The sequence below is a fragment of the Arthrobacter sp. UYNi723 genome, assembly GCF_054057635.1.
Map to the genome: position 1 here is coordinate 37,161 of NZ_JBSRZM010000008.1, position 25,618 is coordinate 62,778.

Genomic DNA, 25,618 nt, shown 5'->3' on the forward strand with positions numbered 1-25,618 from the left:
GAAACTGTTTCCTCCAGTAGTAAACCACTAATGCCCGCGTAATGGCCGGGCTGGGGCAGTGGCGTCCTCCGGTAGCCTGTCATTGATGACATTCCTGCCCGGTCTCAGCCAGCCCGCGCCACCAACGATGGTGGTGTGGAATCCGGCCATGACGGCCTACAATTTTGGCCTCGGCCACCCCATGGCTCCGGCACGGCTGGAACTGACCGCCCGGCTGGCCCGCAGCCTCGGCCTGCTGGACCTGGCGCATGTGTCCGTGGAGGCTCCGGAGGTTGCGTCCGATGCCGAACTGGAAACCGTGCACTCGCCTGAGTTTGTGGCTGCGGTCCGCCGGGTCAGCGACGACCCGACATCGCCGGATGAAGCCCGCGGACTGGGCACCGACGACGACCCGGCCTTCGCCGGCATGCACGACGCCGCCGCGAGGCTCGCAGGCGGATCGCTGATCGCTGCGTCCGCCATCCTGGACGGATCCGCGCTCCACGCCGTGAACTTCGGCGGCGGCCTGCACCACGCGGCCCGCGACCGTGCCAGCGGCTTCTGCATCTACAATGACTCCGCGCTGGCGGTCCAGAGACTGCTCGACGGCGGCATCCGCCGCGTGGCGTACATCGACGTCGATGCGCACCACGGCGACGGGACGGAAAGCATCTTCTGGGACGACCCCCGGGTCCTGACCATTTCCCTGCATGAAAGCGGACTCACGCTGTTCCCGGGGACCGGTTTCGCGAACGAGATCGGCGGTCCGCAGGCTGAGGGCAGTGCCGTCAACATTGCCCTGCCGTCGGGCACCGGCGATGCCGGCTGGCTGCGTGCTTTCCACGCAGTGGTGCCGCAGCTCGTGGGCGCGTTCCAGCCCGAAGTCATCGTGAGCCAGCACGGCTGCGACTCGCACCGGCGTGATCCGCTGGCCCACCTGAACATCAGTGTGGACGGCCAGCGCGAGGCAGCTACCGCCGTCGGAAATCTCGCTGCCCGGCATTGTGAGGGCCGCTGGATCGCCACGGGCGGCGGTGGGTACAGCGTCACCGACGTGGTGCCGCGCTCCTGGAGCCACCTGATCGCCATCGCCGCCGGGCGTCCCGTTCCGCTCCAGACCCCGGTGCCGGAGGATTGGCGCACGTATGTTTCGGACAAGTTCGGCATGGACACCCCGGGCCTCATGGGCGATGACGTGGAGCTCTGGTGGCGGTCCTGGGAAGTGGGGTTCGACCCCAACGACGCCGTGGACCGCACCGTCATGGCCACCCGCAAAGCCGTTTTTCCGCTGCACGGACTTGATCCCTGGTTCGACTGATCCTTCTTCGACCCGCGCGGGGCGGTCACGGGCGAAATAGTTGATGCCCGGCGGCGTATATGTCGCTAGGGTGGGAGTCATGGTGACAGACGACGTATTTGCCGTCATTGCGGAAGCAACCCGGCGCGACATTTTGGTATCCCTGCGCGCCGGGGACAAGGCAGTGGGTGAGCTGGTGGAAGAACTCTCCGCAAGCCAGCCCACCATTTCCAAGCACCTGAAAGTCCTCCGCGAGGCGCAGCTGGTCAGCATGCGGGCGCAGGGCCAGAAGCGCTATTACGCGCTGAACGCCAAACCGCTGGAGGGGATCGTCAGCTGGCTGGAGACGTTCGACGTCGGCCCGGCGGCCGCCGTCGCCAAGCCACCTCGCGCGGAGGCGGACGCCGGCACCGAGCGAACCGTCGCTACCCCGCTCTCGGACAACGTTGCCGCCGCCGCCGTCCTCGATCGCCCGGGCGCCGAACTGAGTCCCGCCGTCGTGATTCCCGGCGGCTCCGTAGCCCCGCTCAGCGACGACACCGTGCCGCAGCAGATCGGCCGCACCGTGGGCCGCGCCGCCACGAAAGCCGCGGACCTGCTGGCCAACCTCCCGAATCTCCCCAAGTTCGGCCGCAAAAAGTAGCCCCATTAACCCAAAGTAGGTAGCAGTAAGTGTCGTTTTGAGGGCTCAAAACGACACTTACTGCTACCTAGTTGGGCGGGCGGGCTATTTGTTGAGCAGGCGTACGTGGTCCGGGGTCAGCTCGGAGATCTTGCTGACGCCCAGCAGCGCCATGGTGCGGGCCATGTCCTTCTCGAGGATCTGCAGGGTGCGGTCCACGCCAGCCCGGCCGCCGGCCATCAGTCCGTAAAGGTACGCGCGGCCGATCAGCGTGAAGTCGGCGCCCAGGGCCAGGGCCGCGATGATGTCCGCGCCGCTCATGATGCCGGTGTCCAGCATGATGGCCGCGTCCGAGTTGTCCTTGGTGAACGCTTCTTTGACGTCGGGCAGCAGGTGGAACGGGATGGGCGCGCGGTCCAGCTGGCGGCCGCCGTGGTTGGAGAGCACAACGCCGTCCGCCCCATGGTCCACTACCCTGCGGGCGTCCTCGACGGTCTGGATGCCCTTGACCACGAGCTTGCCCTTCCAGGTTTCGCGCAGCCAGTCCAGGTCGTCGAACGTCAGCGTGGGGTCGAACATCGAGTTGATGAGATCCGCGACGGTTCCGGTGTAACGGGACAGTGAGGCAAAGGTCAGCGGCTCGTGCGTGAGGAAGTTGAACCACCAGGCCGGGCGGTAGGACGCGTCCAGGACGGTTTTGACGGTCAGTGCCGGCGGGATGGTCATGCCGTTGCGGACGTCGCGGAGCCGGGCGCCGGCGACGGCGGTGTCCACCGTGACCATGAGCGTATCGTTGCCGGCCTTGGCGGCGCGTTCGATCAGTTCCAGCGAACGGTCGCGGTCCGTCCACAGGTACAGCTGGAACCAGTTGCGGCCGTTCGGGGCGGCGGCGGCCACGTCCTCGATGGAGGCGGTGCCCATGGTGGAGAGGGTGTACGGAATGCCGGCGGCTTCGGCTGCCTGCGAGCCGGCGTATTCACCCTCGGACTGCATCATGCGGGTGAAGCCGGTGGGGGCGATGCCCACGGGCAGCCGTGAGGACTTGCCCAGGATGTTGGTGCTGAGGTCGATGCTGGAGACGTTTCGCAGGATGCCGGGCCGGAACTCGATGTCCAGGAAGGCTTCGCGGGCGCGGCGCAGGGTGATCTCGCCCTCGGCGGCGCCGTCGGTGTAGTCGAACGGGGCCTGCGGCGTGCGACGTTTGGCCATGTCCCGCAGGTCCCAGATGGTGCTGGCTCGCTTGAGCCGTGCTTCCTTGCTGAATTCGGGCTTCTTGAACTGCATCAGCGGGGCCAGGTCCGAGTACTTGGGGATGCGGCGCTTCAGCGCAGCCGGCACCGCCGCAGGGCCGGCGGGGCCGGCGGGGCGGGGCACCGTGGCGGCCGGGACATCCGTGGCATCCGGGGTAGGAGTGACCTCGGGATTGTTCGGCTGGATGGTGTGGGTCATGGCTGCCTCCGTTGGTGGGCCTGGCACAGGGGGTCGGGCTGTGGTCTAACCACACTCTAAACCATGTGGTCCAACCACATCAACTACGATGGTGATATGCGTACGCACCAACTTGTCCTGACGTGGATCGAACAGCAGCTCTCCGACGGACAGCTGAGCGTGGGCGGGCGCCTGCCTGCGGAGCGGGCGCTCGCCGAGCAGCTGGCCGTGTCAAGAACCTCGGTACGCGAGGCCATCCGGATCCTGGAGGCCATGGGGGTGGTCCGCGCCGGGGTTGGTTCCGGCCCGGAAGCCGGGACGGTGGTGATTTCGGATCCGACGGCGGCGCTCGGCTCCGCGTTGCGGCTCCACGTTGCCACGCAGCATCTGCCCGTGTCCGACATCGTGGAAACGCGCATCCTGCTGGAGACCTGGGCGGCTGCCCGGGCAAAGCCCGACGCTCCGGAGCTGGACCTGGCCGCCACGCTCCTGGGCGAGATGGACGCCGTCGAACGCGTTGCCCGGACGGCGGATGACTTCCTGGCGCTGGATATCCGGTTCCATCTGGCCCTCGCGGACGCCGCCGGCAATGCCGTGGTCAGCGCCATGATGGGCTCGCTGCGCGAATCCATCCAGGGCTATACAGCCCGGTATACCGCCAATCTTCCGGATTGGGATGCAACGGCGTCGCGCCTGCAGGCGGAGCACCGGGAGATTCTGGCCGCCATCAGGAACGACGACGGCGCGCGCGCCGCCACGCTGGTGGCTGCCCACATCGAGGGATACTACCGCGAGGGCGGGGTTGGGCGCCCGGCGGAAGGCTGACGCGGCGTCGACATGGCAGTTGGCGGCAATGTCAGCGATCAACACTGCCGCGAAGTGTCATGTCGCGGAGGATTCGGCGGCGGCGGGTCAGCCGTGGGCCGCAGTGCGTGGGGCCTTGGCGGGGCCGCTGCTTGCCCGGATTTCCAGGCGCGGCTGGTACCGGCTGCCCGGGGCGTCGTGGCCTTCCTTGCGGATGAGTGCCCGCAGTTCACGCCAGGCCTGGCCGCCGAGCTCGGCAATCGGAACCGCCGCGGTGGTCAGGGTGGGTGTGGTGTAGCGGGCGAACGGGATGTCGTCGAAGCCGGTGACGGAGATGTCGCCCGGAACGTCCACACCGCGTTCGTGCAGGCCGCTCATCAGGCCCATGGCCACGAGGTCGTTGAAGGCCAGAATGCCCGTGGCGCCGCTGGCCAGGACCGAGACCACCGCCCCGTGGCCCGTATCGAAGTCCGAGCCGCCGTCGAGCATGGTGACGGCCACCTGCCGGTGCCGGGTTTTGAACGCCTCCAGGCCCTCGAGCCGGAGCCCGTTGGAGGCGCTGCCTGCCGGGCCGGCCAGGAAGGCCAGGCGCGTATGGCCGAGGCCCACCAAGTGCTCGGCGAGGTCCTGGACTCCCTGCCCGTAGTCCACCACGAGGCTCGGAATCCCGGCCGCCGCCGTCGTCCGGTTGATCAGGACCAGCGGGTGCAGCGACGGCGCGATTTCTTCGAGCTCGGCATCGCTCATGCGCGGGGCGCAGAGCACCAGGCCGTCGCAGCGCCGGCGGGCCTCGCCGGCCAGGATGGCTTCCTCGCTGGAGACTTCGAAGGAATCGGCAATCAGGACGCGGTAGCCGTCCTCCGCCGCAGCCCGGCTCAAGCCGCGCAGGATCGCCTGGAAGGTGGGGTTTGCAAGGTCCGGCACCACAATGCCGATGGTGTCCGTTTTTCCCAGCGCGAGGCTGCGCCCCACGGGATTGGGCTGGTATTTGAGCTCGACGGCGGCCGCCCGCACCCGTGCCGCGATGTCCGGGTCCACCGTGAAGTTGCCGTTCATGACGCGCGAAACAGTGGCGTGCGAAACCCCGGCCTTCACGGCAACGTCCGCAATGCCGATCCTGCCGGTTGCCGATTTCCTGGCCATGGCCCTGCCTTTCGTAAGTCCCGGTCCCCGTGGTTACCGGCGCCCGTGGGACAGCATACAACGCTCTCGGAAACCGGTTTCCACCTGTTCGGCGCGCCGGATGCTGGCTTCGCCACCGCCGCAGCGGGCCTTTCTGTATGAAAGCGCTTTCCCTTGGAGAGGATAAGGGTTGACGGGACCGCACGTCTATTGATAGAAATCATGTAGCGGCCCTGAGAAAACGCTTTCTCACCTGCCAGGACCACAGTCCAGAGCACCACCCGCGGCCGCAGCACGGCCGAGTATTGAAGCCTTCGAAAGGGACCTTCATGGCCAACACAGCCGAATCGAGTTCTGCTACCGCGGCCTTCACTTCAGCGCCGGAGCCAGGCACGCGTACCAAGGCCCGCATCGCCCTCATCGGCACCGGTGGCCGCTCCGAGATGTACATCCGGGCCATCTTCGGCAAGCACGCTGATACCGCGGAACTTGTGGCTTTCTCCGACGTGAACCCCGGCCGCGCGGAGTTCTACCAGAAGCTCATCCAGGAACTCGGTGCGCCCGGACCTGTCGCTTCCTTTGACCCCGCAGACCTCACCGCCTACATCCAGGCCAACAACATCGACCGCGTTGTGGTGACCACGCCGGACTACACCCATGCGGACTACATCGTGGAGGCACTCGAGGCGGGCGCCGACGTCGTCGTCGAAAAGCCCCTCACCATCGACGCCGAAGGCTGCCGCCGCATCACCAAGGCCGTGGCAGAAACCGGCCGCAACGTGGTGGTCACCTTCAACTACCGCTACTCACCGCGCAACAGCGCCCTCAAGGAAATCATCCAGAGCGGCGTGATCGGCAAGGTCACCTCCATCGACTTCAGCTGGGTCCTGGACACCGTCCACGGAGCTGACTACTTCCGCCGCTGGCACCGCGAGAAGAAGAACTCTGGCGGCCTGCTGATCCACAAGGCATCGCACCACTTCGACCTGGTCAACTGGTGGATCAACGACGTCCCGGAGCGCGTGTTCGCCTCCGGTGGCCTCAAGTTCTACGGCGATGAGAACGCCGCCGAGCGCGGTCTGGGTCCCCGTCCGGAGCGTGGAACGCCCGACGCCGGCACTCCGGCAAGTGCCGAAAAGGATCCGTTCGCGCTGGACCTGCGGGAGGATGAGCGACTGAAGGCCCTCTTCCTGGACAACGAGCACTACGACGGCTACCGCCGTGACCAGGACGTCTTCACCGGCGGCGTCACCATCGAGGACAACCTGGCACTCGTGGTGGAGTACCAGGGCGGCCCGCGCCTGAGCTACTCCCTGAACGCCCACAGCCCGTGGGAAGGCTACCGCGTGGCCGTCAACGGCACCGAAGGACGGGCCGAACTTGAAGTGGTGGAACGCGCCGCCGTCCTCAACAGCACGGACAAAAAGACCGTGGTGGACCCGAGCGCCACCCCCATCGAGGAGGAAGACGCCGTCCGCCGCAACGGCGAACGCCTGGTGGTCCAGCGCCACTGGGAAGCTGCCTACGAGGTGCCCATCGTCAACGGCGAAGGAGGCCACGGCGGCGGCGACGACCTGCTCCTTTCCGACCTCTTCAACGGTCCCGGCGAGGATCCCCTGGGCCGTCCGTCCGGCTACCTCGACGGCCTCCGCTCCGTGTCCGTGGGCATTGCCGGCAACCTTTCGCTGGAGTCCTCGCTTCCCGTCCGTATCGAGGATCTCCACCTCGGCTGATCGAGTGGTGCAACACCGCCGGGGTCGACACCGCATTCATCGACCCGGGATCGCCCTGGCAGAACGGCTTCATCGAATCCTTCAACGCCCAGTTCAGAAGGGAACAACTCTCCGGAGAAATCATGGACACCATGGCCGAAGCGAAGTATTTGGCCGACGAATGGAAAGCTATCTACAATCATGAACGGCCCCACGGATCCCTGGACGGCATGACGCCGAAACGCTACTGGGAAAACTGGACGCAAGAAAACCAATTAGCTATCGCATAGACGCTGGACTGCTAACGGGGGCCCAACCACTCGGCCTCGGGCTTTTCGGTCTGCTGAAATTGAGGAAAGCTCGATGAACGCGACTCTTATCGGATACGCACGTGTTAGTACGACCGAGCAATCGCTGGACCTGCAGCTGGATGCTTTGAATGCTGCAGGGTGTTTTCGTATCTGGACCGATTACGCTTCCGGGGCGACCCAGGAACGGCCGCAGTGGCAGGACTGCATGGATCACCTGCAACCCGGCAACATCCTGGTCGTCAACGACTTATCGCGGCTGGGACGCAACACTGCTGACCTCGCTGGAGTCGTGAAGACGCTGGCGGACCGGCACGTCGGACTCCGGTCGCTAACGGACACCTGGCTGGACACCACGACGTCCCAGGGCGTGCTGATGTTCCACTTCTTCTCGGCCATCGCAGAATACGAACGGAACCGACTGCGCGAGCGGACCATGGCCGGTCTCGCCGCCGCCAAGGCCAGGGGACGCGTTGGCGGCCGGCCAACCAAAATGACCCCGGACAAGGCAGCCACCGCCCACCGGATGCGCGGCGAAAAGCGGACGATCCGCGACATCGCCAAGACCATCGACGTCAGCGAGGCCACCGTGGTCCGTGAGCTCGCCCGCCAGCGGAAGAGCTTGCAGGTCCCGCAGGAGTAAGGGTGCGGCTGTTAATCCATCGATGCCTTCGCTAGCGTGGAGGCCAACGGAGGGGGAACGGCGCACATGGCACCGAGGAAATCGAAAAACCACATTGAGGGTCAGCTGAGTCTGGAGTCCTTGTGGGCCGAACCGGAAGAGGTAGTAAATGAACGAGCACGGCAGACACGCCATGGAAACCATGAAGCAGCACGACCCGCAGACCTACGCCCAGATAGCGGACCCCGAGACACACTTTTCGACCTTGGGCAGGGCGATCCAGGACCGGATCTGGGCGCTGAGCGAAGAACTGATGCCGGCCCGGGGGAGCGAAGCTCCGTTGGAGTACGTGGGGCTGGTGAACATGGCCAAACTCCGGGCACGGGAGATGGCGTACCAGGAGATGATCTACGACGGACTGCCCACGGAGCCAGAGGAAATGGAGCCGGCCTCCAATCGGCAGGACGACGAGAGATAGAACCCGAACCGCAGCAGGAGCCTTCGGCGGCCGCGGCGGCCAGACGATTCCGCCCCGCTTCCCAGGCCGACCTTGCACCCTCGGGGCAGAAAGCCCGCTTCACAGCGAACCTGGAAGCAATCCGCATCGTCCGGGAGCTTGAGGCCCAGCAGCGCCCGGCCACCGAGGCCGAGCAGCGCGCCCTCGCCCAGTGGTCCAGCTGGGGAGCGGTGCCCCAGCTGTTCGACAAGGACGACTGGGCCAACGAACGCGCCCAGCTGCGCGACGTCCTGAGCGAGCGGGAGTACGCCGCCGCGTCGCGGACCACGACCAACGCCTACTACACCGACGCTGCCCTGGTGAAGGAAATCTGGTCCGCCGTTGACCGGCTCGGCTTCACCGGGGGATGAGCCTGATCGTCGTCATCAAGGCCCTGCCAGCCAGGCTCCTCGCTGTTCCCCTCGGCGAGCTATCCCCGTACTGGTTCATCGTCCTGAACCTCCTGGCCGGCAGCCTGATCGGCGCCTGGATCGGGGCACATTGGGCCACCCGGCTGAAGTCCAAAACTCTCTTCCGGATCATCGCGGTCCTGCTCGTCCTGATCGCCGTGCTGCTGTTCGTCACCCACTTCTTCCCCATCGACCCCCTCACGATTCCCGCCACCCCGCGGACCGTCCTGGGCGTCGCGGCCGGCGTCATCATCGGCGTCGTGGCTGCCCTGATGGAAGTCGCCGGCGGAGAGCTGCTGATCCCCACGATCGTCCTGCTCTACGGCACCGACATCAAGATCGCCGGAAGCCTCTCCCTGGCAGTGTCGCTACCCACCATGCTCGTCGCGTTCGCCCGCTTCAGCAGGGACAAGAGCTTCGGCGTTCTGGGACAGAACAAACGCTTTCTTATCACCATGACTCTGGGATCCATCACAGGAACGGTGATCGGCGGCCTCCTGCTAGGAGTTGTTCCCAGCCTGGTCCTCATTCCGCTGCTCGTCCTGCTTTTGCTTTTGTCGTCAATTAAAGTCTGGAACCACGACTAGCAACTACTCCCGTGGTCCAGCGGGTTGCCCCCCCTGGAAGCAGCCTTTCAGCGGAGGAGCGGCGCTCGATACGGATGGTGTCCCGTCTCCGGCCGGCATGGGGGCGGTGGGTCAAAACCCCAGCCGCATCTGCGGACCTCGGACTTACACCCGGAATGACCGTGTACTACGTCATCAAAGCCACGGCCGTCTCCATCTACCCGGCCTAACCCCAACACCCTCACCGCGGATAATCCGCGCGCACCGAAAGCATCAGGGAACAACCAAGCCGACGCTTAAAACCCGGGCAAGTGGGGCCACCTACAGCCGTCACACCGGGGCCAGAAATGCTTGACACAGCCAGGACGTTCTTAGGCACTGGCGAAGGGTCAGCACAGCGCAGCCCAGGACATAAACGGCGGGACCCACCGGGTGTTCGTGAAGTACTGCTGCAGATCATCCACAGTCGGAACAGGCAACAGGAGTGCGGCCGCAATGAAAGCCAGCAACACCGCTAAGCGGATCACAGCCTGCTGCTGGCCGGGGTTCCGGACCCGGGGTACTTCTCCTCAGCCCGGCTGATCGCCCAGGCAGCGTTGACCAGCCCGATGTGGCTGAACGCCTGCGGGAAGTTCCCCAACAACTCACCGCTGCCGGCGGCCACCTCTTCAGAAAGCAGGCCCAGCTCTGTGGCGAAGCCTGCAGCGCCTTCAAAGACTTCCCGGGCGCGCTCAACGGAGCCGGCGAGGGCAAGTGCGTGGGCGAGCCAGAACGTACACAGCAGGAACGTCCCTTCAGCCCCGGGCAGCCCGTCTTCACCACCGTACCGGTACACCAGGCCCCTTGTGTCCGTGAGATGCCGCTGGATCGCGTCAATTGTTGCCAGCATCCGTGGGTCATCCCCCGGCAGGAAGCCGACAATTGAGAGCATCAGTGCTGAAGCATCCAGCTCATCGGAGCCCAACGCCTGGGTGTAGGAGTTGGCAGTATCACTCCAGCCCTGGGCCTTTATAGCAGCGGCGATCTGCTCTCGTACGTCCCGCCAATAAGGAACCCTGTCCGTGGCATCCAGGAGGTCGGCAATGCTGACGGCGCGGTCCACGGCCACCCAGCACATGAGCTTTGAGTACAGGTAGTGGCGGGGCTCGCCGCGGACTTCCCAGATCCCCTGGTCCGGGGACTGCCACCGTGCGGCTGCTGCATCGGCGGCGTCTGCAAGGAATTTGCGGGTGTCCGGGTCCATATCTGCGAGGTATTCCGGCAAGATTGCTGCAGCGTCCAGGAGTTCCCCGTACACGTCGAGCTGGCGTTGCCGCCATGCTGCGTTCCCTATTCGGACGGGCGTGCTTGAACGCCAACCCGGCAGGTGGGGCAGTTCACGTTCTGACAGGTCACGTTCACCACCGAGCCCGTACATGATCCCGAGCTCTTCACCCTCGCCCAGTTGGCCGGAGCCAGCCGTCGCCAGAAAGCGGAAGAATCTTCCGGCTTCGACCGGGCAGGCGGCAACCCAGAGTGCCTGCAGCGTCATGCTTGCATCCCGGACCCATGTATAGCGGTAGTCCCAGTTGCGCTGGCCTCCGATGACCTCCGGCAGGGACGTGGTGGGGGCGGCCACGATCGCTCCAGTGGGGTGGAAGGTCAGCGCCCGCAGCACCCTCCCGCTCAGGGAGACCAGTTCCTGCCACGGGCCGGTGTAGTTCTGGTGCATCCCCGACCAGCTCGTCCAGCCCTCAACGGTGTCGGCAAGCCGCCGGGAAATTTCCTCCTGTGCCCAGAAGACGGGCGCATCCTCCCAGCTGTTCGCGTGTTCAAGGGCGAATCCAAAAGCATCACCGTCTCGCACAACAACGCGGGCCCGGGCGACATCGCTTTCGATCGTAAACGGAACAGGAGCAGACACTGACAGAACTGCGGCGCCTCCTCTAATCAACAGCCCACCTGATCCCCCGTGGACCAAAGGCCGTATCAACCCGTATTCCGGTCGCGCCACAAAGACGACGTCAAGCTGAACCGTTCCTCGTATGCAGGAAACTTGCCGCAACAGCGCCCCCGGTGATCCGGCACCGAGGTCATGGCCCCTGTTCCCGTTTCCAAGAGCCAGGGCGTCGGTCAGGGTGACCTCTCCCTCGTCGGTGCGGAAAGAGGTCTCAAGAACCATGCTGGGACCGACATATCGCCGGGTGGACGTGAAGTCAGCAACAGGACGGATTGACCAGAACCCTGCGTCGTCACCCAGGAGACGTCCAAAAACCGAGGGACTGTCGAACCGGGGCAGGCACAACCAGTCCACAGATCCTGCAGCACTCACCAACGCCGCGGACCGGCAGTCAGAGAGCAGTCCATAGTCTGCGATGGGGCTACTGGTCATTGACACAGCCTGACTGACTCGGTCCGCTTCAAGCAAGGGGGGCTGGGAATATCAACCCGATTTGAGCCCACCTGGCCGGGAACCGCAGCTTGAACGGGGAAGCGTGTCTTGCAACCTTCCTCGGAGGGGTTAACCCGCCCTGCCCGACACGTTTTTCACCTCACGGGACGAAGCCATGCAGTGGCATCTCCAAAGTCCTAATCCCTGACGCTCCGCTTTGGCTAACAGTCACGGCGCCCAGAGGTTGTGATGTTTCCAGAGTTGGTGAAGGGACACTGTTCTTCTTTTGACGTGAGACGTACTCTTAGCGGAATCCCAGGCCCGGATGGAGGGTTTCTGGGGAAACGGAAAAGGGTGAATGTACGAGATGACACTCAAAGACGAGTGGGAGCGACTTGATTCAGAGACGCGCCAGTGGCTCCTGGATAATCCGGGATGCGTGATGGTGCCGCGCACTGTCACTGCCATGATCAAGCAAAATTCCGCGGGGCACGTCGACGTCGACGGGCACGGCCAGATGCTGCTTTCCCGTGAGGATCTGGATTTTATCCGCGAGAAAGGAACGGGCGTGGGTACGGGCCAAAACAGCGAGGCATTGCGGTTCTTCGATGCAACGCAGCCCGGAAAGCGCGGATAAGCCCTGGGGTTTGTAGGACCACCTGGGGATACCGTTGGGCATGCCCGAGACCCGCCCATGTGTCGGTCCCCGCATCGGTGAGTTGCCGCGTGGAAGGCAACCGGGCCACGGAAACCTCGATCCGGGAAGACGGGCGCAGACCCTTCGGGACGCACGTGCCGGTAACGAAGGAACGATTATCTCCGTTCCAGACCCCACTTCGTTCCCGGTGTACTGCGTCCTTCTGCCGGGGTGTTATTTCACGGTGAGGGTGCCTTTCATGTTGCCGTGGAAGTTGCAGTGGTAGGGGTAGGTCCCGGGTTCGACGGGTGCGGTGAAGGTGCCGGTGCCGACTTGGATGTTGGCGTCGAACGCGTCACCGGTGTCAGCGGTGATGGTGTGCGCTTCGATGTCTTCGTTGGTGACGCTGACCGTCGCTCCGGGGCTCACGGTTTCCGCGCCCTGGTATTTGAAGCCCTTGATCAGTATTTTCGCCGGGGCCGCCGCTGGTGTTGAGCCCGGGCCGGAGGTTGAGGGAGCAGGTTCTGTGGTGGCGGCAGGAGCTGAGGGGAATTGTTCCGTCAGTGTGGGGTTGGCTGTTGTGTCGGACCCGGAGGTGCCGGGGGTCCCGCAGCCGGACAATACCAGCACGGCTGCCGCTGCCGCGAGTCCGAGCGCGCTACCGGTTCTGGTGTTTGCTTTCATGGGTGAACCTTTCATGGGTACCGTCGGTTGGTGCCTTGGTTTGCGCATAAGCGGGTCAGGGGTGTTCGACCCAGCAGGCCAGGATGGTGGTGGAGAGCTGGTAGGCCAGGGCGTTCCTGGTGATGTTCTCCGGTCCCAGGGTGGCGGGCAGGTCGGTGGCGTCCACGTGCAGGACGAAGCTGTCTTTTTGGAACACTGCTGATCCGTCGGCGGTTTCGTAGGCCGGGAAGCCGAGGTTCGCGAGGCCTTCGATGGGTGTGGCGTCTTTGGCCAGGGCCTGCATCGCGTTGAAGTAGGTTAGGGCGGACGCCTTGTCGACGGCTTCCTGGACTGAGATTATCAGTGCCCCTTCGTCCAGGTGGTAGGTGCAGGTGAAGGTGTTGTTGGCCCAGTCGTTGACGGTGTGCGCGTCCGAGTCCAGGTTCAGGATGGCGGTGAGCCGGTCCATCGGCTGGTCTCCGCAGACCATCAGGGCAGCATCGCTGGGACCTTCGGCCTTGGGGGTGCCCGGGGATGATGACCCGTCACTGTGGTGCCCGCTGCCGTGGCTGTCGGTGTGCCCCGCTTCGGGTGACGCTGCGGACGGGTCCGTCGTCGAAACCGCTGACGGAGCGGAAACGGACCCGGCAGCTGCGGCGCAGCCGGAGAGCAGCACCGATGCTACGGCCAGGGCGGCCAGGGCTTGGTTTCGATTCTTCATGTCTTATCCATCCGTGCCCTTTCCTGCTTCCGCAGGCGAGGGCCGTTGTCAGGTTTTGAGTGTGGCGTAGATGACGTAGTTGTCATCGAAGAGCCCGGTGGCGGGATCGTACCCGTCGCAGGTGACCAGCCGGAGTTCGGCGTTATTTGTGTTCCCGTAGACCTCGAGAGTGGGGAATTCGTTCTTGCTGTAGAGGGCGCCGCGGTCAACGGTGAACACGGCGATGCTACCGTCGGTTCGGGACACGTTGATTTCGTCGCCGTTTTTGAGCTTCTGGAGGTCTGCGAACACCCCGGTGTTCCCGCCGAGGGCGTTGACGTGACCGAGCATCACGGAGGGGCCGCGTTCGCCGGGTGTGGGGGAGCCGTTGTACCAGCTGGCGGGTGCGCCGTTACCGGTGTCTTCCGGGACTTCCAGGGAGCCGTTCTCCCGCAGTCCCAGGTGGAGAAGGTCCGTCCGGACCCCGATCGAGGGAATGGCCAAGGTGACGGGAGCCGACGCGCCCATCACCGGCGGAAGCTGCTGTGCGGGCGGGGACGCCACGGGGGCGGCGGGCGGCGGGGTGGCTGTAGCCGGTGTCGGAGCCGCGGTCGTGCCGGGTGTTACCGGAGATGAGGCGGAAGCGGAAGGTGGGGAGCCGGCGTCGGGCGTTCCGTTGTTTCCTGCGCCGCAGCCGGCCAGGGTGAGCAGGAGCAGAACCCCGGCCACCGCAGAGGCCAGGGGGCCTCTGCGGTGGCCGGGATTCATGAGTGTCACAGTGATGGTCCCGTCAGCCCTTGCTTAGGCTGCTGATTCGGCGCTGCGGCGGCGGACAACGTAGGCTCCGCCGGCGAGGGCGATCAGGGCCAGGCCGCCGCCGATAGCGAGGGCTCCGGTGTCGGTGCCGGTTTCCTGGGTGACGCCGGTGTCAGCGCCGCCTGCCGGCATCTTCATCTGGCCGGCCTTCAGGGTCCCGCACAGGGCGGGGGAAGTGGCGGCGAGCGGAAGGGTCGGGGCCAGATCGGACTTGGCGGCCTGGCCTGCCGCGCTCAGGGTGGCCGGATCAAGACCGTGAACCACCACAACAGCGGTGCCGGCTTTCAGGGCTGCCTTGGTTTCGGCGTTCAGTTCGAACGTGCGGTCAACGGTGTAGGCGGCGCCCTGGCCGCCGACCTTGAGGTCAAGGCCCGCTGCCGGGCTGGTGTCGCCGCTGGTGGACAAGGTGGTCACGACGGGGCCGTAGAACGGGTCGCCCTCGGTGGTGGAGATGACCTGGTCCCCGTCCTTGTCGGCCGACGGGTCCGGGCAGGTGCCCTGCTTGCCGCCGTGGATGTGCTGGACGTGCGGGTACGGGGCATCCATGAACGTCGCCGGCATACCCGAAACTTTCAGGACAACGTGGGCCTGGTTGCCAGTGACATCAACTGTGATGGTGCCGGCGCCTGCGCTGCCGTTGAGCTGGCCCAGGGTGGACTGGTAGGACTGGTCCGCGGCCATCGCGGGGGAACCGGAAAGGGCCAGGGCGGCCAAAGCGAGGGTGGGAACTGCCATAAAGCGGAGTGTCTTATTCATTTGAAAAATCTCCTCATTCACGCGCGTGTGATGTTGGCGCCCCCGGGAGGGGGTCACCAGTACTTCGGAGCAGCACACAAAAAGGATGGGCCAAATTGTGGCCGGGTTCACAAACGTTTTGGGCAGGGCTCCGCCGGGCAGGTATCCAGCGCACTTCAGGAGGCCGTGATCCGGCTGGGTCAAGCAGCCGAAGCGCCGCGGCGGCGGCGCCGGGCAGCCGTCCTTGATCCAGTCCGGCTCTTAGGTAGCAGGGCGTACCCGGCGACAGCGAGGGCCCCGGCGACCGCTTCGGCGACCGCCGATACAACCTTGGCCGCGTACCAAACCGGTTCATACATTGAGGGCAGCGGCCCAATAGCCGGGACCTGGACATACCGGTACAGGATGACCGCGGCCAGGGACGACAGACCCACCACGGCGGCGGCCGCGAAAGCCGTCCGGGAACCCTTGACCAGCACAAACACCGCGGCCAGGACCGCGGCGCCGGCCTGGACGAGAAACAAGGTGCCCTGACCGAGGCCGCCCGGCGCTGCCTGCTGGTAGCCCGGGGCGAGCTGGACATGGATCACGGCACTGACCACCAGGCCCGCCGCGACACCAACACGCAGCATCCAAAGAAACCGTGCCTGCGGTTTCAGTTCCGACCGACTCATTTCTCGGTTCATTTCACGACCAGCGTCCCGGTCATCTGCGGATGAAAGCTGCAGATGATCCCGTATTCACTCGGGGCATCCGGGGCCTGGAAGATCGCCGTTGCCCCGCCTGGGACCTCGATGTCGAACCCGCCCTTGTCCTTGGCAGTCAGCGTGTGCGGGGCGCTGTCCGCGTTCGTTACCGTCACCGTCGCCCCTGGCTTCACCGATGCCGGAACCTCATAGGCGAAGTCCCGAATCGTGATAACTGCCTCACCCGCCTGCGCCGATCCATCAGCTGATGGGGCAGCGGAGCTGGTCGCGGGCGGCGGGGCGGAAGAGCCCCCTTCCTGAGCTGCGCAGCCGGTGATGGCCGCCAAGGACACGATTCCAGCTAGAGCCAGAATACGGTTGATCGTTCTCATGACATTCCCCTTCGAAGGGGATGTTGTCCTCCACCCGCCGGACGGCGCGCCCATCAGGAAACTACCCCACGCACGCTATTCGTCACACCTGCCCTGAAGGACTGCCCGACCGGGACTGGCGGAATAACCGACCCAATTGGCTCGATGATGTCCGAAGGAAGTTCTCTGATTTGAAGGACAGCCTGCTGACGGCCTGTGTAGGCTGGCCCCATCCGGCACGGTACGAGCATCGAAGGGCGAGGCATGACCGAAATCACTGCACATCACGGATTGTTCAAGGACACCAACCTGCACCTGGATGACACCGGCGGCCAGGGTCGGCCGGTGGTCATGATTCACGGCTGGCCGCTGTCCGGGGAAGCATTCCAGGCCCAGATACCGGCCCTGCAGGGAGCATGATACCGGGTTATCACCTATGACCGTCGCGGCTTCGGGCGCAGCGACAAACCAGTGTCCGGCTACAAGTACGACACCCTGACCGAGGACCTGCACGCCCTGCTGGAGCAGCTTGACCTGAACGACGTCACCCTGGTCGGGTTTTCCATGGGCGGCGGCGAAGTCGCCCGCTACTTCAGCCTTTACGGCGCCGAACGGCTGCGCAGCGTGGTCTTCGCCTCCGCGGTCCCGATGCAGGGTGATGACAACCCTGAAGGTCCCTTGACCAAGGAGGCGGCCGCAAAGATGACCGCTGATCTGACCAAGGACGAGGACGAGTTCTACGACGGATTCACCCGCGACTTCTTCTCCGTCAACGGAGAACTCAAGGTGAGCGAACAGCAGCGTCAGGACGCCGTCGCGTTGTGCAAGCAGGCGGACAAAAAAAGGCGGCCCTCGCGTGCATGGCGGCCTTCGGCGGCACCGACTTCCGTGACGACCTGCTCAAGGTGACCGTTCCCGCACTCGTGCTCCACGGAGACGGCGACGCCACCGTACCCTTCGAAGGATCCGGTCAGCGCACCCACGCCGCCCTTCCCGGCAGCGAAGTGCGCGTCATCACCGGAGCCCCCCACGGGTGCAACGTCAGCCACCCCGACGAATGGAACCAAGCCCTTATCCAGTTCCTGGCGAAGTAGCCTCAACACATCCGAACCGCCTTCACCCGCTGCCGGGGTGGGGCTGCCCGGGCACGGGAGGTGCCCGGGCGGCACGCCTTCACCCGGCGGGGTAAGGGGCGGTGGTGAGGGAGGCGTGATTCAGACCGGACAAACCGCGGCCCAATCAGATCGCCGATTTCCTCCAGACCTTCGGCCCATTGTTCTACGTTCGCCACACAATCATCACTCACCACCATTGATTAACAGGCTCTGAGCGGAAAGTCCGCTTAAAACGCCGATGCAGCCAAAAATATAAACGCGATTGTAGTACTAGGCCGGCCCGGAGACCGCAACCCGGTCTTCAGGCTTGTCACCGCGGCCTCTGGTCTGCATTTGTTCGATGGCGGCCGCCACCGCGGCTGCGAATTCGGTGCCCGGGATTTCCGCGGCGATCTCCCGTGCATCGTCCATGTGGTCCATGTCCCTCAGAACCGGCAACAGCCCTACTGAGAGTCCGCCCGCCGCCAGCCGGGAGAGCTGGTCGGCTCCGGTCGTGTCCGTGGACATCGGCACGCCGCGGACCAGCGCGCCATCGGGCCGGCGGAGGGCCAGCGCCCAGAAGCCGCCGTCGGTGGCCGGTCCCATCCAGGCATCGTGCTGTGGCGTCGCCGCGGACCAGTCCATGAGTAGCGGGGCAAGATGCTCCGGTGAAATCTGGGGTGTGTCCATGCCGACGATCAGCAAGGGGCCGGTGGCGTCGTCGCAGATTGCGGCGAGCCGTTCATCCAGCAGGCCGCCGGTCTGGGCCACAACGGCGAATCCTGCGGCATCCCGGGCGCGTGGTGTCCCATCCATCACCAGCAGCCGTTCGCGTACCGGCAGGAGTCTGATGGTATCTAGGGTCCTGCTGAGGCTGAGTTGTGCCAGGTCAGCGGCCTGATCGGGCGTCAATGGCGGAGTCAGCCTGGTCTTCACCCGGCCCGGCAGGCACTCCTTGGCGAAGACCGCCACTTGCAGATCCGGGGTCGGCCTCATGGCTGTTCCTCGCTGCCGGGGAAGCTGCGGACCGGCCCGGCAGCAGCTGCGGCCGCTGCCGCCCGGAGCTGTGCCGACATATCGCGCACAGCCCTCACCGTGCCCAGGACTGTTCCGGTTACCTTGGACTTGCCCATGCGCGGGGCATAAACCACCGGAAGTTCGGTGATTCTCCAGCCCCGCAGGCTGGCTTTGAGAAACATCTCCAGCGGATATCCGCTCCTGCGGTCCTCAAGCTGAAGGGACAGCAGATCCGCGCGGCGTGCGGCCCGCATGGGTCCGAGGTCGGTGACGGCTTCGCCGGTGCGGCGGCGCAGCAACCAGGCCAGGACATAGTTGGCGCTACGGGCATGAAAAGGCCATGAACCGCGCTGCGGCTGGCGGCTGCCCAACACGAGATCGGCGGTGCCGGCCATGACAGGCGCCAGCAGGGCAGGCAGGTCGGACGGATCCAGGGAGCCATCGCAGTCACAGAACGCCACGAAGTCCGCCGTAGCGGCGAGCAGGCCGGCATGGGCTGCCGCCCCGAATCCTCGCCGGTTTTCCCGGATCACCGTCGCCCCAAGCTCCGCCGCAAGTTCCGCCGAACCGTCGGTGGAGCCATTGTCCACCACGATGGCCCGGTACCCGTGAGGCATCCGGGCCAGGACCCATTGCAGTGCCCCGAATTCATTCAGACACGGCAGAACAACATCCACAGTGGGCCCGGTCATTTCGCTCACGCCGCCACGCCATGGGTCCAGGCACGCGGATGCGGCCTTGTCCCTGGCCGCTTCACCGCATCGTGGGACTCGCATCGGGGCAGGATAGGCTCGCCGGCCCCAGACACAGCCACAGTCATTAGTCCGGTCCGGTGGGCGTGGTTCGCCGTTCAGGTGTTGGTTGGTCACCGACGAGCATGATTCCGATGAAGGCCATGCCGAGTCCGGTCAGCAGCGCTGCCGTTCCGACGTCGCCGGCGATCAGCCCGAACCCCTGTCCGTAGGTGGCAAGGCGGATGAGGCCCAGGGCGATCATCCCTGCCCCGACACCGAACAGTATCGGGCGCAATCCGAGCATGGTCCCGGCGAAGCCGATCAGGGCAAGAACGAGAAGAATCACGGCCTGGGCCGGATTGACCGGCACCAGCTTGAGCGGATTATAGTCGATGAGTCCGAAGAGGGCGGTTGCCCCTGTGGCGGCACTGAGCGTGAGCGCCCGGCGCCGGGTGCCCCGATCCAGCCCGGTACGAAAGGCGCCGCGGGGACCGGTCATGATGCCCTCAGCGCCAACCTGGCCAGGCGGTTCGAGGAGGTCCGCCAGCGGGGACGGAGCAGGCCGTCGAGCCCCGCGGATCTGCCGGCGGCCGTCGCGATCAGCACCGCGTGCACGGCGAGCATGAGGTAGTAGGACCAGTGCCACTCGTTGGGTGCGTTCAGGACCGACATGGTGATCGCCAGGGTCTGGATGATGCCGAGCGCAGCCCAGAACCGGGTGAGCAGGCCGGCGAGCAGGAACGCGCCGAGGCTGAACTCGACCAGCAGGGTGACGTAGCCGAACAGTGTGAAGTTCGGTAACACGACGTTCTGGACCAGCCAGGAGAAAGGCGGGGCGACCGGATGCTCAACAGCGTAACTGGTGAACTGGAAGAGTCCTGTGCCCTGGTCGCGGCCAAAGTTGGGGGGGAGTTTCCAGCCGACGTTCTGGATCCACATCAAGGCCACGACAATTCGCAGGCCGGCGATGACGGCCCGGGCGGTCCGCCCGGAGTCGAGACCTTCGGCGGCGGTCCTGCCGCCCGGCGTCGTGGTCGCGGCCAGATCAGACATGGTCGGAGACCTTGCCGGTGTCCTTCATGAACGCGCTGTTGCAGGGCAAAGGGCCAGCCGGCCATCCCACACGCCCGCCGTATGTTTGTACAACAAGCACCTCGTCGTTGGGGGTCATGGCTTCATGCTAGCCCCAAGGAGTGTCCTGGGCGACCCGCAAAGCCTTACGGTTGGCGTACATCGGGTGAGTTGTGAAATGCACGCAGGCTCCCGCGGATTTCGGTTGGTCCGCTGAGCCGGTCCGGACACTCTAAGCCCGGCTACGCGCAGGGGAAAAGTTTGGCGGCGGCGCCGGCAGCAGCCCATTGTTCGGCGAAGAGCCGGTAGACCATGCTGAGCGCCGGTCCCAGGGGTTCGATCTGCGTGCTGACCAGCGCCTGGTCATCTGTCGCGGCCACGGGGTGCCAGTACACCCCGTCGGCGGTGACGGTGACTTCGGGGACCAGTGTTTCGCGGCTGAACTGGACTCCAGTGCTGGCTGCCCCCTGCTGCGCGACCGGGCGGATGACCTGATCGGTCCGCGGGATGCCCAGCCCGTCAAGAAAATCGTGCAGTGCGGCCAGATCGGTCGCGTGCGGCGATGCGATCGTGGCAGCCACCCGGACCCGGAAACCCTCGCCCAGTGCAACCTGGATCCCGGCCACCGCCCGGGCCCAGCTGCCGGCACCGCGGTGCCCATCGTGGATCTCGGGGGTCGGGGAGTCCAGGCTGATCTGCAGGGCGAAGCCCTCGCGCGGCATCGCCTGCAAGGAACGAAGCCCGGGCCCCCGGAACAGCATGCCGTTGGTCAGCAGGGTCGTTGGCAGCAGCCGGACACAGTCCGTGACAATCCGGGCAATGTCCGGCAGCAGAAACGGTTCGCCGCCGGTGAGATAAACCTCCTGGACGCCCCAGTCGGCGCCCGCCCGCACCAGGCGGGCGATCCGTTCGACGCCGAGCTCCCGGCGCTCGGCCCTGGGTGAGGAGGCGACACAGCAGTAGTCACAGGCCAGGTTGCAGTGGAAGTTCGTGTACAGCCAGAGCCGGGCCCCAGGCAGGCGGTCCGGTCCCAGCGTCACTGCCGGGTCGGGCAGTCGGCCGCGGCGTACGACGACGGCGCCGGGACCGACGTCGGTCCATGACTTGGTGATGAGGGTGTTGCCCGTTCGTTCACACCAGCGTTGGACCAGGTCAAACTCGGTCGCGGAGCCAATAGTCACCGCACCGGTGGCACCCTCGGCCAGGGTCCCCACCATGCGTACCAGGTCCAGGATCACCACCACTTGGTCACCCCCTGTTCCTCGACGGCGGCGAACAGCCCGGTGTAGCCGTCCAGTTCGGGCCGGACCCAGCGCCGCAACCCCTCGAGCTCCAGGATCCGGCGGTGCTCGGGCCGTTCCCAGTCCATGGCCAGGAGCGTGCTGACCCACGGCTCGTAGCGTTCGGCGGGCAGGGTGTCCAGGGCGGTGAACATGCAATGGCAGTACGGTTCGGTCTGCCACACCGCCTCCAGTGCCTCCGGCATCAGCTCCCCGCCGCCGATGCCTTCCCAGGTGGTGATTCCGATGGCCGCGACGTCGGCCTCGCCGGCGAGTACAGCGTCGATGGCGTCCAGCTCGCTGCGCCCGGTGTCACCGTGCTTGCCGATGTCACTATCGAACCGCGTCACCTCCAGCAAGGTGAGGTCCAGGCCGGCCCGGGCCAGGTAGTACAGCGGCAGGATGGCGGCCTGGGCCGAGTCCGCGGACCCCAGGGCCAGCCGCTGACCGGCGAGGGCACCCGGGCCGGAGAGCCCGCTACCGGTGCGGGCGACGAACACAGTCGCGAACCGGGTGTCGGTGTCCCGCATCGCCAGTGCCCGGGCCCGGCCCCCGGTCTGCATGACCGTACGCACATAGGCCAGGTTGGTGTTCCAGATGATGTCGACCTGTCCGGCCCGAAGCGCCTCGACCTGACGTCCATAGTTGGAGAACAGGACAAAGTCCATCGGTGCCGGCGACCGAGCGAAATACTCGCGGATGCCTTCCCAGATGGGCACCACATTCGGGGTGTAGGCCACGGCCCCCACCAGCAGCTGCTCGGACATGATCCAGCCTCCTCAGAACAGCGGCAGGCCGGTGACGGCCCTGCCATAGAAGTCATAGAGCGCATCCGCGGTCGGCGCCATGACCGAGCCCGCCCGCGCATCACGGAAGGCCCGCTCGATGGGCAGGTGCTTGGAAAACGCCGCACCCCCGCAGACACGCATGGCAGCGTCAGTGATCTCAAGCGCCGCGTCATTGGCCGAGGCCTTGACCCCGAGCACATGCAGCATCGTCTCTTCCCCGGGAGCCGCGACGCTGCCCGCGGCATGGGCCAGATAAGCACGCTGCGCCGCCAGGCTGATGCCCATCCGGGCGATCTGGGCCCGGATCGTAGGCAACCCAGCCAGGGACTGGCCCAGGTGTTCGAGCCGGGCCGCTCCAACGTGTTCGACAGCGGCCCGGGCAGCTGCAGATGCCAGACCCAGCGAGACCGCCGCGTTACCGAGATTAAACCACGGCAGCACCGTCTCCATCATCAGCGCGAAGCCCGCCGCCGGCCCGCCCAGCCGGTACCCGACCGGAATGCCAGCGTCGACAGTCATCGGTGCGGAGTCGTTGCCGCGCAGCCCGAGCCCACGCCAGGGACCGGCCACGTTCAAACCCGGCGTACCGGCGGGAACGGCATACAGGTCCACCTCACCGGGCACGCCCGAGGGCGCACCGGTCGAGACCACAAAGACATCCGCGTGAGCGGCCGACGTCACCCAACTCTTATCCGCGCGCAACCGGACAGTAGTCCCGCTGGCGGTCGCGATCGAGACGGGCGCCCAGAAATGCGACCGGGATCCCCGCTCACTGAAGGCCAGCGTGCCCAGCGTTGTCCCGCGCGCCATCCCGGCCAGCAGGTCGGGCAGATCCGGGGGCGGCGCCGCCGCAATCGTGACTGCGGCGGCGGCATGCATCAGATAGATCATCGCCGTTGAACCGCACGCCTCCGCCAGCGCACTGACCGTCTCGGTGAATACCTCCGGCCCGGCACCGGCACCGCCGGCCTCGACGGGCAGCACCAGCCCCAGGAGGCCGCCGGCCCGCAACTCTGCGACCGCCTCAACGGGGTACACCCCGTCGGTGTCCACCCTCTCGGCGTGCTCCCGCGCGACCCTGACCACATCATCCAATGCCTGGCTCGTTGACAATCCACTCACCCCATCCGCCCAAAAAGCGCCCTCGCGTGCCCCCATCGCATGCTGACGAGGGTCACGGCCAGCACGTGACGATTATGCGCTCCGCCCGGCCTCCACGCCAGAGACCAAACCTTACGGTCCCGTAACCTTCGGGCAGGCAGCACCATTTTCTCGAGGGAAGTGGCGCGCCAGATTAGGTACCCCTCAAATGCGACGACGTCAAAGCCGGCGTATCCAGCGACCCAACGCCGGAACTCAACCGGGGCCCCAGGCGGGGGTTCCTGGGCCCCTCGATGACGGGGAACTGGAATCCAAGGCGCACTCCCTGCGGCGCCTCTGTAGTCTGTGGAAATGTCGACTGAATTTGTGGTGATCCTCGCCGTCGTTGCTTTGCTGTTGCTGCTCTGCCGGTTTTTAGTTCCTGGGCTGCCTCCGAAAGGGCTGGCAGCCAGCCCGCCCCGTTGAGGTCCGCGGCGGCTTTATCGCCTCAGGATGAATGCGCCTCAGCTGCCGCCGCTCCTCTTGAGCTTTCCGTTGACGCCGGCGGGGAAGAACCCGCCAAATTTGACCCGGTGGGAAGGACGGGAAGTGACCCGTGGAGGGTGACAGTCCCGGATGTCGGCTTGTCGTCCTCCCCATAGATGATGATGAAGACTCAACTGTCGGGGCTCAGTTCCAGTCGCGGCGCCCCCGGTGGCTCCGAACCGATCAGCTGGACCTGTGCCGCAGCGGCAGCCGTCGGTGCCGCATTCGCTGAGCGGCGGCCGAGCTGCTGGAGTGAGACATAGACACTGCCGAAGATGAGCGTGGTGATAACCGCCGCCGCTAGCAACCCGATGACCCTTCGCTTGCCTCCATCATCCGCCGCCGCGCCTATTTGGAGCCTGACTGGCCTGAAATAAGTGACCTGCGGATCAGGCGGGCCATGTCGATTTGCCCGAAACATCCGGTTCATGAAAGGTACCGCGTCGAATCACCGGCGACGCCGGGTCTCCACCCTAGGGGATGCCCGGTCCCGTTCTCGAGTAGTGCCTACCTAATTCGACTGTGCAGGGCTACCCGCCGAGGCGGCCGCACGCGCCGCACTTTCAGTCGCCTCGTGGTTTTGGTCCCATGCCCCCGCCCTAGGCCGTTCGCACTCCTACTCTTACGGGGTTCTCTCAGCCCTTCACGGCGCTCTGAGTGAGCGAGGTGTGCAAGCAGACTCCCAGTAACTGCAATCCACAGAACCGCCGCAGCCAGGACAATAATGATCAGGGTTAGGGGATGCATGTGGGTCCTCCACGGGGTACCTCGGTGTGGGACGGAACGCAACCGGCCCGGTTGTTCGGTCCCACCTTCAGGAGGCCTGCTTGAATGATCGCAGGTTCGTTGCCCCTCCGGAAGTAGCTCAAACCCAGAGGCCAAGGCTGGGTTGTGGCTAAAGTTTGGGGGTGGTGATTGCAGGCACCATTGACGGCGCAGACGGCAGTTTCGCACGCGTGAACGCCGTAGGTGAGACGTACGAAGAAGCGAAGGCGGCGCTGGGAGCCATGGTCCCCGAGGGCACACTCAGCAAGACTCGTTGCGCGGGCACCGGGCGTGTCGCTCAGGTGGGTACCGTTCGGGCCGTCCTTGTGGGCTCCGATCAGGTTGACACGAGCACCACCGGGTGAGGATCTGAGTTCCGGCGCGGACTAGGGAAACTCTGAACGTTCCATTCGGCGGAGTACATGGCGAATGGCGTGGACTCGTTTCATCACCAGGTTCATCTGCATAATGACAGCCAGTTTCGTCGAGTTGCTATCGAGGCCATGCTTGGCAAGCTCTTGTCGGCGCCATTCATCTTCGTGGAGCACCTCGCCGTAGATGTAGTGCATCGCCAGCTCGGAATCGCCGATCATGTCTGCCTCTCCGGGAGGCTGATCGGCCTTCCAACTGCCGCTGTACATTAGGTTCTATCTGAGGTCCTTACCGCTTATCGTTGCAGCAATGTCCTGTTCCAGTGCCTCGTGGAGGACCATCCATTTGGGATCGCTGTACAGCCTTCGCATCGAGGCTAGGATCTTCGGCAAGTAGTTGTCTTCCCCGGGCAGCAAGAAGGTGCGGCATCTCGTGATCGCCAAGACAATCTCTGCTTCACTAATGTCTGGCCACTGAATATCCACTGCCTGCGTGCCATCAGGCTTGATGGTCACGACCAGCTTCA

Annotated in this window: 28 protein-coding genes and 3 pseudogenes; 13 read left to right on the forward strand and 18 right to left on the reverse strand. The window is 65.4% G+C overall.

The annotated features are described in order from the left end of the window. The first annotated feature begins 85 nt into the window (after positions 1 to 85). Both ACVWY0_RS08240 and ACVWY0_RS08245 read left to right on the forward strand, forming a co-directional pair. Positions 86 to 1,297 (forward strand): acetoin utilization protein AcuC, encoded by a 1,212-nt coding sequence (locus ACVWY0_RS08240; RefSeq protein ID WP_485836260.1) that lies wholly within the window; start codon positions 86 to 88, stop codon positions 1,295 to 1,297. 79 nt (positions 1,298 to 1,376) lie between these two features. After that, complete coding sequence (locus ACVWY0_RS08245) at positions 1,377 to 1,919, forward strand: ArsR/SmtB family transcription factor (protein ID WP_485836261.1); 543 nt, start codon at positions 1,377 to 1,379, stop codon at positions 1,917 to 1,919. Between the two features lie 84 nt (positions 1,920 to 2,003). Here ACVWY0_RS08245 and ACVWY0_RS08250 read toward each other — a convergent pair whose 3' ends face one another. Beyond that, entirely contained in the window at positions 2,004 to 3,347 is a 1,344-nt protein-coding gene (locus tag ACVWY0_RS08250) for an alpha-hydroxy acid oxidase (protein ID WP_485836262.1), read from the reverse strand. Positions 3,348 to 3,443: 96 nt separating this feature from the next. Between ACVWY0_RS08250 and ACVWY0_RS08255 the strand changes: the two genes are divergently transcribed. Then, positions 3,444 to 4,151: a FadR/GntR family transcriptional regulator gene (locus ACVWY0_RS08255; RefSeq protein WP_485836263.1), complete on the forward strand. Its 708-nt coding sequence runs from the start codon at positions 3,444 to 3,446 to the stop codon at positions 4,149 to 4,151. An 87-nt stretch (positions 4,152 to 4,238) separates the two neighbouring features. Here ACVWY0_RS08255 and ACVWY0_RS08260 read toward each other — a convergent pair whose 3' ends face one another. After that, positions 4,239 to 5,273, reverse strand: coding sequence for a LacI family DNA-binding transcriptional regulator (locus ACVWY0_RS08260; protein WP_485836264.1), 1,035 nt, complete (start codon positions 5,271 to 5,273; stop codon positions 4,239 to 4,241). 308 nt (positions 5,274 to 5,581) lie between these two features. Here ACVWY0_RS08260 and ACVWY0_RS08265 point away from each other — a divergent pair, with 308 nt between their 5' ends. The 7 genes and pseudogenes from ACVWY0_RS08265 to ACVWY0_RS08295 all read left to right on the forward strand — a co-directional run. Further along, positions 5,582 to 6,985 (forward strand): Gfo/Idh/MocA family oxidoreductase, encoded by a 1,404-nt coding sequence (locus tag ACVWY0_RS08265; RefSeq protein ID WP_485836265.1) that lies wholly within the window; start codon positions 5,582 to 5,584, stop codon positions 6,983 to 6,985. Continuing rightward, a pseudogene (locus tag ACVWY0_RS08270) lies at positions 6,982 to 7,254 on the forward strand (integrase core domain-containing protein); the annotation flags it as partial. The gene ACVWY0_RS08265 and the pseudogene ACVWY0_RS08270, both read left to right, overlap by 4 nt. A 73-nt stretch (positions 7,255 to 7,327) precedes the next feature. Beyond that, positions 7,328 to 7,915, forward strand: coding sequence for a recombinase family protein (locus tag ACVWY0_RS08275; RefSeq protein WP_485836266.1), 588 nt, complete (start codon positions 7,328 to 7,330; stop codon positions 7,913 to 7,915). A gap of 148 nt (positions 7,916 to 8,063) precedes the next feature. Beyond that, complete coding sequence (locus ACVWY0_RS08280; protein WP_485836267.1) at positions 8,064 to 8,372, forward strand: hypothetical protein; 309 nt, start codon at positions 8,064 to 8,066, stop codon at positions 8,370 to 8,372. A gap of 209 nt (positions 8,373 to 8,581) precedes the next feature. Continuing rightward, a complete protein-coding gene (locus tag ACVWY0_RS08285; protein ID WP_485836268.1) occupies positions 8,582 to 8,761 on the forward strand; it encodes a hypothetical protein in 180 nt (59 codons plus the stop codon). Then, a complete protein-coding gene (locus ACVWY0_RS08290) occupies positions 8,758 to 9,387 on the forward strand; it encodes a TSUP family transporter (RefSeq protein WP_485836269.1) in 630 nt (209 codons plus the stop codon). The genes ACVWY0_RS08285 and ACVWY0_RS08290 overlap by 4 nt, the downstream gene beginning before the upstream one ends. Before the next feature lie 116 nt (positions 9,388 to 9,503). After that, a pseudogene (locus ACVWY0_RS08295) lies at positions 9,504 to 9,596 on the forward strand (TOBE domain-containing protein); the annotation flags it as partial. A 293-nt stretch (positions 9,597 to 9,889) separates the two neighbouring features. On the opposite strand, the gene ACVWY0_RS08300 reads toward ACVWY0_RS08295, so the two are convergent. Then, entirely contained in the window at positions 9,890 to 11,737 is a 1,848-nt protein-coding gene (locus ACVWY0_RS08300) for a glycoside hydrolase family 15 protein (protein ID WP_485836270.1), read from the reverse strand. 358 nt (positions 11,738 to 12,095) lie between these two features. Between ACVWY0_RS08300 and ACVWY0_RS08305 the strand changes: the two genes are divergently transcribed. Continuing rightward, positions 12,096 to 12,374, forward strand: coding sequence for a hypothetical protein (locus ACVWY0_RS08305; RefSeq protein WP_485836271.1), 279 nt, complete (start codon positions 12,096 to 12,098; stop codon positions 12,372 to 12,374). A gap of 234 nt (positions 12,375 to 12,608) precedes the next feature. On the opposite strand, the gene ACVWY0_RS08310 is transcribed toward ACVWY0_RS08305, so the two are convergent. The 6 genes from ACVWY0_RS08310 to ACVWY0_RS08335 form a co-directional block, all read right to left on the reverse strand. After that, positions 12,609 to 13,058, reverse strand: a complete 450-nt coding sequence (locus ACVWY0_RS08310) for a cupredoxin domain-containing protein (RefSeq protein WP_485836272.1) — start codon at positions 13,056 to 13,058, stop codon at positions 12,609 to 12,611. A 55-nt stretch (positions 13,059 to 13,113) separates the two neighbouring features. After that, entirely contained in the window at positions 13,114 to 13,758 is a 645-nt protein-coding gene (locus ACVWY0_RS08315; RefSeq protein ID WP_485836273.1) for a hypothetical protein, read from the reverse strand. Between the two features lie 48 nt (positions 13,759 to 13,806). Further along, entirely contained in the window at positions 13,807 to 14,505 is a 699-nt protein-coding gene (locus ACVWY0_RS08320; protein ID WP_485836370.1) for a sortase domain-containing protein, read from the reverse strand. Positions 14,506 to 14,538: 33 nt separating this feature from the next. After that, positions 14,539 to 15,309 carry a hypothetical protein gene (locus ACVWY0_RS08325; protein WP_485836274.1) on the reverse strand — a complete coding sequence of 257 codons (771 nt, stop codon included), beginning with the start codon at positions 15,307 to 15,309 and terminating at the stop codon, positions 14,539 to 14,541. 179 nt (positions 15,310 to 15,488) lie between these two features. Continuing rightward, positions 15,489 to 15,962: a hypothetical protein gene (locus ACVWY0_RS08330; protein WP_485836275.1), complete on the reverse strand. Its 474-nt coding sequence runs from the start codon at positions 15,960 to 15,962 to the stop codon at positions 15,489 to 15,491. Positions 15,963 to 15,970: 8 nt separating this feature from the next. Then, positions 15,971 to 16,366, reverse strand: coding sequence for a cupredoxin domain-containing protein (locus tag ACVWY0_RS08335; RefSeq protein WP_485836276.1), 396 nt, complete (start codon positions 16,364 to 16,366; stop codon positions 15,971 to 15,973). A 243-nt stretch (positions 16,367 to 16,609) separates the two neighbouring features. On the opposite strand from ACVWY0_RS08335, the pseudogene ACVWY0_RS08340 reads away from it, so the two are divergent. Beyond that, positions 16,610 to 17,439, forward strand: a pseudogene (locus ACVWY0_RS08340) (alpha/beta fold hydrolase). A gap of 291 nt (positions 17,440 to 17,730) precedes the next feature. Here the strand turns inward: ACVWY0_RS08340 and ACVWY0_RS08345 are convergent. The 7 genes from ACVWY0_RS08345 to fadE16 all read right to left on the reverse strand — a co-directional run bounded on the left by ACVWY0_RS08345 (position 17,731) and on the right by fadE16 (position 23,442). Then, the gene (locus tag ACVWY0_RS08345; protein WP_485836277.1) at positions 17,731 to 18,435 is read right to left on the reverse strand and encodes a TIGR04282 family arsenosugar biosynthesis glycosyltransferase; all 705 of its coding nucleotides are present in this window, start codon (positions 18,433 to 18,435) and stop codon (positions 17,731 to 17,733) included. Then, positions 18,432 to 19,148 (reverse strand): glycosyltransferase family 2 protein, encoded by a 717-nt coding sequence (locus ACVWY0_RS08350; RefSeq protein WP_485836371.1) that lies wholly within the window; start codon positions 19,146 to 19,148, stop codon positions 18,432 to 18,434. The genes ACVWY0_RS08345 and ACVWY0_RS08350 overlap by 4 nt, the downstream gene beginning before the upstream one ends. A gap of 127 nt (positions 19,149 to 19,275) precedes the next feature. Next, positions 19,276 to 19,689: an Rv1678 family membrane protein gene (locus ACVWY0_RS08355; protein ID WP_485836278.1), complete on the reverse strand. Its 414-nt coding sequence runs from the start codon at positions 19,687 to 19,689 to the stop codon at positions 19,276 to 19,278. Beyond that, a complete protein-coding gene (locus tag ACVWY0_RS08360) occupies positions 19,686 to 20,243 on the reverse strand; it encodes a TQO small subunit DoxD (RefSeq protein WP_485836279.1) in 558 nt (185 codons plus the stop codon). Before ACVWY0_RS08360 ends, ACVWY0_RS08355 begins: the two co-directional genes overlap by 4 nt. 260 nt (positions 20,244 to 20,503) lie before the next feature. After that, positions 20,504 to 21,505: an Rv1681 family radical SAM protein gene (locus tag ACVWY0_RS08365; RefSeq protein ID WP_485836280.1), complete on the reverse strand. Its 1,002-nt coding sequence runs from the start codon at positions 21,503 to 21,505 to the stop codon at positions 20,504 to 20,506. Continuing rightward, a complete protein-coding gene (locus tag ACVWY0_RS08370; protein ID WP_485836281.1) occupies positions 21,496 to 22,308 on the reverse strand; it encodes an Rv1680 family SBP-like protein in 813 nt (270 codons plus the stop codon). The genes ACVWY0_RS08365 and ACVWY0_RS08370 overlap by 10 nt, the downstream gene beginning before the upstream one ends. Positions 22,309 to 22,320: 12 nt before the next feature. Next, positions 22,321 to 23,442 (reverse strand): Rv1679 family acyl-CoA dehydrogenase, encoded by a 1,122-nt coding sequence (fadE16, locus tag ACVWY0_RS08375; protein WP_485836282.1) that lies wholly within the window; start codon positions 23,440 to 23,442, stop codon positions 22,321 to 22,323. 1,421 nt (positions 23,443 to 24,863) lie between these two features. Between fadE16 and ACVWY0_RS08380 the strand changes: the two genes are divergently transcribed. Next, positions 24,864 to 25,085: a hypothetical protein gene (locus ACVWY0_RS08380; RefSeq protein WP_485836283.1), complete on the forward strand. Its 222-nt coding sequence runs from the start codon at positions 24,864 to 24,866 to the stop codon at positions 25,083 to 25,085. A 21-nt stretch (positions 25,086 to 25,106) separates the two neighbouring features. On the opposite strand, the gene ACVWY0_RS08385 is transcribed toward ACVWY0_RS08380, so the two are convergent. Then, positions 25,107 to 25,361 carry a hypothetical protein gene (locus ACVWY0_RS08385; protein ID WP_485836284.1) on the reverse strand — a complete coding sequence of 85 codons (255 nt, stop codon included), beginning with the start codon at positions 25,359 to 25,361 and terminating at the stop codon, positions 25,107 to 25,109. A 6-nt stretch (positions 25,362 to 25,367) separates the two neighbouring features. After that, positions 25,368 to 25,607 (reverse strand): hypothetical protein, encoded by a 240-nt coding sequence (locus ACVWY0_RS08390; RefSeq protein ID WP_485836285.1) that lies wholly within the window; start codon positions 25,605 to 25,607, stop codon positions 25,368 to 25,370. Positions 25,608 to 25,618: the final 11 nt, after the last annotated feature.

What these genes read in the sequence shown, in the direction of transcription:
- ACVWY0_RS08240 (WP_485836260.1), top strand. Translation starts at nt 86, where the DNA reads ATGACATTCCTGCCCGGTCTCAGCCAGCCCGCGCCACCAACGATGGTG.
- ACVWY0_RS08245 (WP_485836261.1), top strand. Translation starts at nt 1,377, where the DNA reads ATGGTGACAGACGACGTATTTGCCGTCATTGCGGAAGCAACCCGGCGC.
- ACVWY0_RS08250 (WP_485836262.1), bottom strand. Translation starts at nt 3,347, where the DNA reads ATGACCCACACCATCCAGCCGAACAATCCCGAGGTCACTCCTACCCCG.
- ACVWY0_RS08255 (WP_485836263.1), top strand. Translation starts at nt 3,444, where the DNA reads ATGCGTACGCACCAACTTGTCCTGACGTGGATCGAACAGCAGCTCTCC.
- ACVWY0_RS08260 (WP_485836264.1), bottom strand. Translation starts at nt 5,273, where the DNA reads ATGGCCAGGAAATCGGCAACCGGCAGGATCGGCATTGCGGACGTTGCC.
- ACVWY0_RS08265 (WP_485836265.1), top strand. Translation starts at nt 5,582, where the DNA reads ATGGCCAACACAGCCGAATCGAGTTCTGCTACCGCGGCCTTCACTTCA.
- ACVWY0_RS08275 (WP_485836266.1), top strand. Translation starts at nt 7,328, where the DNA reads ATGAACGCGACTCTTATCGGATACGCACGTGTTAGTACGACCGAGCAA.
- ACVWY0_RS08280 (WP_485836267.1), top strand. Translation starts at nt 8,064, where the DNA reads ATGAACGAGCACGGCAGACACGCCATGGAAACCATGAAGCAGCACGAC.
- ACVWY0_RS08290 (WP_485836269.1), top strand. Translation starts at nt 8,758, where the DNA reads ATGAGCCTGATCGTCGTCATCAAGGCCCTGCCAGCCAGGCTCCTCGCT.
- ACVWY0_RS08300 (WP_485836270.1), bottom strand. Translation starts at nt 11,737, where the DNA reads ATGACCAGTAGCCCCATCGCAGACTATGGACTGCTCTCTGACTGCCGG.
- ACVWY0_RS08305 (WP_485836271.1), top strand. Translation starts at nt 12,096, where the DNA reads ATGTACGAGATGACACTCAAAGACGAGTGGGAGCGACTTGATTCAGAG.
- ACVWY0_RS08310 (WP_485836272.1), bottom strand. Translation starts at nt 13,058, where the DNA reads ATGAAAGCAAACACCAGAACCGGTAGCGCGCTCGGACTCGCGGCAGCG.
- ACVWY0_RS08315 (WP_485836273.1), bottom strand. Translation starts at nt 13,758, where the DNA reads ATGAAGAATCGAAACCAAGCCCTGGCCGCCCTGGCCGTAGCATCGGTG.
- ACVWY0_RS08320 (WP_485836370.1), bottom strand. Translation starts at nt 14,505, where the DNA reads ATGAATCCCGGCCACCGCAGAGGCCCCCTGGCCTCTGCGGTGGCCGGG.
- ACVWY0_RS08325 (WP_485836274.1), bottom strand. Translation starts at nt 15,309, where the DNA reads ATGAATAAGACACTCCGCTTTATGGCAGTTCCCACCCTCGCTTTGGCC.
- ACVWY0_RS08330 (WP_485836275.1), bottom strand. Translation starts at nt 15,962, where the DNA reads ATGAGTCGGTCGGAACTGAAACCGCAGGCACGGTTTCTTTGGATGCTG.
- ACVWY0_RS08335 (WP_485836276.1), bottom strand. Translation starts at nt 16,366, where the DNA reads ATGAGAACGATCAACCGTATTCTGGCTCTAGCTGGAATCGTGTCCTTG.
- ACVWY0_RS08345 (WP_485836277.1), bottom strand. Translation starts at nt 18,435, where the DNA reads ATGAGGCCGACCCCGGATCTGCAAGTGGCGGTCTTCGCCAAGGAGTGC.
- ACVWY0_RS08350 (WP_485836371.1), bottom strand. Translation starts at nt 19,148, where the DNA reads ATGACCGGGCCCACTGTGGATGTTGTTCTGCCGTGTCTGAATGAATTC.
- ACVWY0_RS08355 (WP_485836278.1), bottom strand. Translation starts at nt 19,689, where the DNA reads ATGACCGGTCCCCGCGGCGCCTTTCGTACCGGGCTGGATCGGGGCACC.
- ACVWY0_RS08360 (WP_485836279.1), bottom strand. Translation starts at nt 20,243, where the DNA reads ATGTCTGATCTGGCCGCGACCACGACGCCGGGCGGCAGGACCGCCGCC.
- ACVWY0_RS08370 (WP_485836281.1), bottom strand. Translation starts at nt 22,308, where the DNA reads ATGTCCGAGCAGCTGCTGGTGGGGGCCGTGGCCTACACCCCGAATGTG.
- ACVWY0_RS08385 (WP_485836284.1), bottom strand. Translation starts at nt 25,361, where the DNA reads ATGTACAGCGGCAGTTGGAAGGCCGATCAGCCTCCCGGAGAGGCAGAC.